Source organism: Clostridia bacterium (assembly GCA_019683875.1).
Lineage (GTDB): Bacteria > Bacillota > Sulfobacillia > RBS10-35 > Bu92 > Bu92.
The window spans coordinates 1-5,438 of the sequence record JADGHN010000113.1 but is presented as its reverse complement, the minus strand read 5'-3'; the positions used below and the strand labels follow the sequence as shown (position 1 = coordinate 5,438).

Here is a 5,438-nt window from a genome sequence, read left to right as displayed (position 1 = left end):
CCGGGGGGGGCCCGGGGCGGGGGGGGGCGCCGGGCGCGGCGCGCCGCGCGCTTCCTGCGGCGCGCCGCCGGCTTTGCGGGTCACTCCGGAAGCAGGTCCGCGAACACGAAGCCGTCGCGCTCGACGACTCCGCCGCGGTGGACGGCGATGCGGCGGCGGAAGATCGGGCCGTCGTACACGAACGTGTGGAACTCTCCGTTCTCGCCGCACGGATCGACGCCCGCGGGCAGGTCCGCGAGAAAGGCCTCGTCGTATTCGCGGCCGGCGAACGAGGGCGCAAGCCGGTTCGGGTCGACCGTCACGACGACCGCCCGGAACCCTGCGGCGAGGAACTCGCGCGCGAGTGCCGTCGTGTCGCGCCCCCACAGGGGAAAGTGCGGGCACAGGCCGCTGCCCTCCATCTGGCGCTCGCGGTACGCACGGATGTCTTTAAGGAACAGGTCGCCGAACACGACTCCGTCGACGCCCGCTTCGCGCAGGCGCGCGAGGGCCTGGCCCATGCGCTCCTCGTACATCTCGTTGGTGCAGTTCGACGGAATCTCAACGCGCGTGCAGGGCAGGCCGAGCGCGTCCGCCTGCGCCGCGAGGAGGGCCGCCCGCACGCCGTGCATGCTGATGCGGTCGTACGGCTGGGTCACGGTGGTGAGGAGGCCGGCGACCGGCCAGCCCTGCCGGCGAGCTTCCCACAGCGCGAGGGAGCTGTCCTTGCCTCCGCTCCACGCGACCACCGCCGCCTTCGGCGCGGCGCTCATAGGCCGTAGATCTCGGCGTACTTTTCCCGCAGATAACGGAGGTAGGGCCCTGCATCGGCCTCCCGGCCCGTCGCCCGCACGACGAGCTCCGCCCCGGTGTACTTGCCCCCGTGGCGATGGATGTTTTCACGCATCCAGCCGAGCACGCCGGAGAAGACGCCGCGCTCGATCTCCTGCGGGATGTCCGGACGGTCGGCCTTGGCCTGCTCGAACAGTTGCACGGAGAGCACGTTGCCCAGCGTGTAGGACGGGAAGTACCCGAACGAGCCCTGCGACCAGTGCACGTCCTGAAGGACTCCGTCCCGGTCGCTCTCCGGCACGCAGCCGAGAAGCTCCTTCATGCCGGCGCGCCAGGCCTCCGGAAGGTCGGCCACCTTGAGATCACCTTCAAGAAGTTTCAATTCAAGATCGAACCTCAGGAAAATGTGCAGATTGTACGTCAACTCGTCCGCCTCCACGCGGATGAGCGACGGCTGCACCCGGTTGATCGCGCGGTAGAACGTCTCCAGCCCGATCTCCCCCAGCCGGTCGGGGAAAAGACGCTGCAGCTCCGGGTAGTAGTGCGTCCAGAAGCCGAGCGAGCAGCCGATCAGGTTCTCCCACAGGCGCGACTGCGACTCATGCATGCCGAACGAGGCAGCGGTGCCGATCGGCGTGCCGGCGAACTCCTCCGGAATGCCCTGCTCATAGAGGCCGTGGCCGCCCTCATGCAGCGTGCCGAAGAGCGCCGTGCCGAGGTAAGGGCGGAAACGCGTGGTGAGGCGGACGTCGCCCGACCCGAATCCGATGGTGAAAGGGTGCTCGGAACGGTCCAGGCGCCCGCGGTTGAAGTCGAAGCCGATGTCCTTGAGCACGCGCATGCCGAAATCCCACTGCTTCTGCTCATCGTAGCCGCCGTGGAGGAAGTCGTCGCGGACGCGGTCCAGCCGCTCCGCGACCGCCTGGACGAGGGGAACCAGCCCCTCCTTCAGCTGCTGGAACAGGGCCTGCACCTGGCTCGTGCGCATGCCGGGCTCGAAGAGGTTCAACAACGCGTCATAGCGGCGCTCCTCATAGCCCAGCGCCTCCGCGCGCTGGATGTTCAATTCCACGAGACGTTCCAGCTTCGGCGCGAAGATGCGGAAGTCGTCCGCCTGACGCGCCTCCGTCCACGCGGCGAAGCCGGCCGACGCGGCGCGGGAGAATTCCGCCTCCAGCTCCGTGGGAACGCGCGTGGCCCGCTCGTAGTCCCGCCGCGCCACGCGCACGACGCTCGCTTCAAACGAGTCGGGGTCCAGCGACTCCGCCCAAGGCGTCAACTCGTCGAGAAGCTGTCCCATCTCCGGGGAGGTGAACCGCTGGTGGGCCAGCTTGGTGAGGGTGGCCAGCTGCTCCGCGCGGAGGGCCGCCCCGCCGGGGGGCATGTAGCACTGCTGATCCCAGTCCAGAAGCCCTGCCGCGATCATCAGGTGGCTCGCTTCGCGGTAGATCTCCAACATGCGCTGCAGCTTGTCGTTCAACGTCTTCTCTCCTATTTGAAAAATGAGTTACCTCGCTTTTCTTCGATTGCGGGCGGGGCACTCCTGCCGCGGGAAGACACCTTCCGGACGCTCCAGGGCTGTCGACTTCCGCCGGCGCAACAGTACATTAAGGGAGAGACTGATCGGAAAATATTCAGGCGAAGAGAGGCGACGCCATGACTCGTCCTCTATCCTGGCGTTCGAGAACCATCACCGCTTCCCCAACCGTTTCCCTGGACAGCCGCACGAAGGAACTCATCGCCGCGGGGCACGACATCGTCAGCTTCAGCGTCGGCGAGCCGGATTTCCCGTCCGTCCCCGCCGCCAACGAAGCCGCCAAGGCGGCCATCGACGAGGGCTTCACCAAGTACACCGCGGCCGCCGGCGACCCGCGCCTGCGGCAGGCCATCTGCGAGAAGCTCCGCCGGGACCAGGGCCTGATCTACCGGCCGCAGGACATCGTCGTGTCCAACGGCGCGAAGCAGTCCATCTTTCAGGCCCTCGCCGCGATCTGCGAGGAAGGGGACGAGGTCGTTCTCTTAGCGCCGTACTGGGTGAGCTACCCGGAGCAGGTGAAGCTCGTGGGGGCGCGGCCCGTCGTCGTGCCGACCACACCGGAGGACCGCTACCACCCGCGAGTGGAGCGCGTGGCGGAGGCGATCACGCCGCGGACCAAGGCGATCGTGCTCAACAGCCCCAACAACCCGAGCGGCGCCGTGTACACCGAGCGCGAGCTGCGCGACCTCATGGAGCTCGCGCGCGAGCATGACCTTTGGGTGATCGCGGACGAGATCTACGAGCGCCTCGTGTACGACGGCGCGCGTCACGTCAGCCCGGCCACGTTCAGCGAGGACGCCTACCGGCGCACGGTCGTCGTCAACGGCATGTCGAAAGCGTACGCCATGACCGGGTGGCGCATCGGCTACACCGCCTGCGCCGAGCCTGACCTCACGGCCGCCATGCTCACCATCCAGACGCAGCTGACGTCCGGAGCGTCGTCCGTGAGCCAGATGGCCGCGCTGGGCGCGCTGCGCGGCCCGGACGAGCCGGTCGCGGCGATGGTGCGCACCTTCGACGAGCGCCGCCGGGCCATGTGCGCGGCGCTGAACGAGATTCCCGGGCTGTCCGTGCCCCTCCCCGAGGGCGCGTTTTACGTGTTCGTCGACGTGCGCGCCTACCTGGGCCGGGAGCGCGCTCACGACGGCGCCGCCGGGGCTGCCGGGGCTGAAGGCACCGCCGGGGCTGCCGGGGCTGAAGGCACCGCGGCGCGACGCATCTTCGAGACGGCTGAAGAACTCGCGGAGGCGATCCTCGTCGAGGCCGGCGTGGCCGTCGTGCCGGGGGAGGGCTTCGGCGTCCCCGGGGCGCTGCGCCTCAGCTACGCGACGTCCATGGAGCGCATCGAAGAGGGCATGCGGAGGCTGAAGGCGTTCTTCGCCACGTGGCGGTGAGCGTGAGGGGCGCGGATCCGCGCGGCCGGGCCGCGGGGACCGCTCCGTTGTGCGATTCTACATGCACTGCCGGTGGCGCCGCGCCCGCGGCCGCGTTCAGCCCGAAAGCGTGACGACCGTCGCGCCCGCCGCCGATCGCGCCTCTTCCGCGAACCACGGGTGGCACGTGAAGATGAGCACCTGCCGCCGCGCGGCCCACGCGGCCATGTGACGCAGCCCCTCCCGGCGCCGGTCCTCGCTCCAATGGAGGAACGTCTCGTCGAAGCAGACCGGGAGCCGCTCCCCGCCCTGGTCGAGGTGGTCCGCCAGCGCCAGGCGAAGCGCGAGATGGATCTGGTGCAGGGTGCCCTCGCTGAGGGGCGGCGCCGCGGGCCAGAGCGCGCCGTCCGAAGCGCGGCGGACCATGAGGACCGAGCCCGACCCCGCCCCGGCGCCGGGGACTCGCGCGCCCTCCGCGCCGGAGGGCAGCTCGACGACCTGCTCGTCGTCGAAGAGCAGGCGGTCGTAGCGCCCGGCGGTGAAGCTGGCGAGGTGCTCGCCGGCGAGCTTCAGGATGTCCGGCTGGTGCCGCTCGCGGAAGCGCTCGGCGCCCAGCCGAACGATGGAGGCCATCAGGGCGAGCCGGTCCCGCTGGCGCAGGACCGCATTGCGCTCCTCCGCGCGCGCCGCAATCCAGCCGGACACCTCGGCGGCGGTCTCGTGCGCGGCCAGATCCTGCAGTTCCCTCCGGAGCTCGCCGATTCGGCGGTCCGTCTCCTTCAGTTGCTCCGCGAGTGCACGCTCCTCTTCAAGGGCCTGGTCGCGGTCGGCGTCCGTCCACGGAAGCTCGCCGGCCTCGCGCGCGGCGTGCACCTCGCGACGCACCGCGTCCAGGCCGCCCGGGCGGCGCTCGAGCGCGTCCGCCAGGAACCGCGCGCGTTGCCACGCGTCGCGGCGCTCGCGCAGTTCGAGGAGCGCCGCTTCGACGTCCGGCCCGAACGCGGAAAGCCGCTCCAGCAGGGACTCGCGCTGGCGGGCCGTCTCGGCCCGCTGCGCTTCGAGCTCGCGCAGTTCGGCCTGCAGCCGCGCCCGCTCCTCGGCCGCCTGCTCCGCCGCCCTCCGGCGGGTGAGCGCACGCTCCATCGCGTCCTCCAGGCGACGGGCGAGGACGAGGGCGTCGACGTGCTCCGTGTCCCCGGCGATCCCAAGGCGGCAGGCCCAGTCGCGGACGCCGGCCTCCCGGGCCTCCAGCGCCCGGCGGAGCGCGTCCGCATCCTCCTGCAGGGCGCGCAGCGCCTCCCACTGCCGGCGCAGTTCGCGCACGAGCTGGGCCAGTTCCGACTCGGGCTCTTCGACGAACGCCGGCGCCACGGGCAGGCCGCCGAGCGCCGCCCGCACGGCCTCCGCCGCCGCGGCGGCCTCCGCCTGGGCGGCGGCGAGCGCATTGCGGGCGGCCCGCAGGGCCTCGTCGGCCCCCGGCGCCCGCCGCGCCGCGAGCGCCGCCTCCCGCGCCGCGGCCGCCGCAGTCTCCCGCACGGCCGCGGCGTGCGCCCGCCACGCGAGCAGCGCGGCCGCCAGGCCGGCGCCGGCAGCCAGCCCCCAGCCCCACGTGTGGCCCGCGGCGGCGAGGGCGGCGCCGGCAATGGCGGCAGCGGCCGCGGCGGCCGCAAGCGCGGCGGCGCGGCGGGCGGCGCGCAAGGGCGCGGGCGCGGGCAAAGGCGCGGGCTCGGGCGCCATCGCGGGGCCAGGCCCTGGCT

At 71.8% G+C, this 5,438-nt stretch carries 4 protein-coding genes; 1 reads left to right on the top strand and 3 read right to left on the bottom strand.

Features of this window, described 5'->3' with window-relative positions; all coding sequences use genetic code 11:
- Positions 1–80: 80 nt before the first annotated feature.
- Complete coding sequence (locus IRZ18_08260; GenBank protein MBX5477095.1) at positions 81–752, bottom strand: diphthine--ammonia ligase; 672 nt, start codon at positions 750–752, stop codon at positions 81–83.
- Complete coding sequence (locus tag IRZ18_08255) at positions 749–2,230, bottom strand: carboxypeptidase M32 (GenBank protein ID MBX5477094.1); 1,482 nt, start codon at positions 2,228–2,230, stop codon at positions 749–751. Before IRZ18_08255 ends, IRZ18_08260 begins: the two co-directional genes overlap by 4 nt.
- Before the next feature lie 197 nt (positions 2,231–2,427).
- On the opposite strand from IRZ18_08255, the gene IRZ18_08250 reads away from it, so the two are divergent.
- Complete coding sequence (locus tag IRZ18_08250; protein ID MBX5477093.1) at positions 2,428–3,702, top strand: pyridoxal phosphate-dependent aminotransferase; 1,275 nt, start codon at positions 2,428–2,430, stop codon at positions 3,700–3,702.
- A gap of 96 nt (positions 3,703–3,798) precedes the next feature.
- Here the strand turns inward: IRZ18_08250 and IRZ18_08245 are convergent, their stop codons facing one another.
- Positions 3,799–5,397, bottom strand: coding sequence for a hypothetical protein (locus tag IRZ18_08245; GenBank protein ID MBX5477092.1), 1,599 nt, complete (start codon positions 5,395–5,397; stop codon positions 3,799–3,801).
- Positions 5,398–5,438 lie beyond the last annotated feature (41 nt).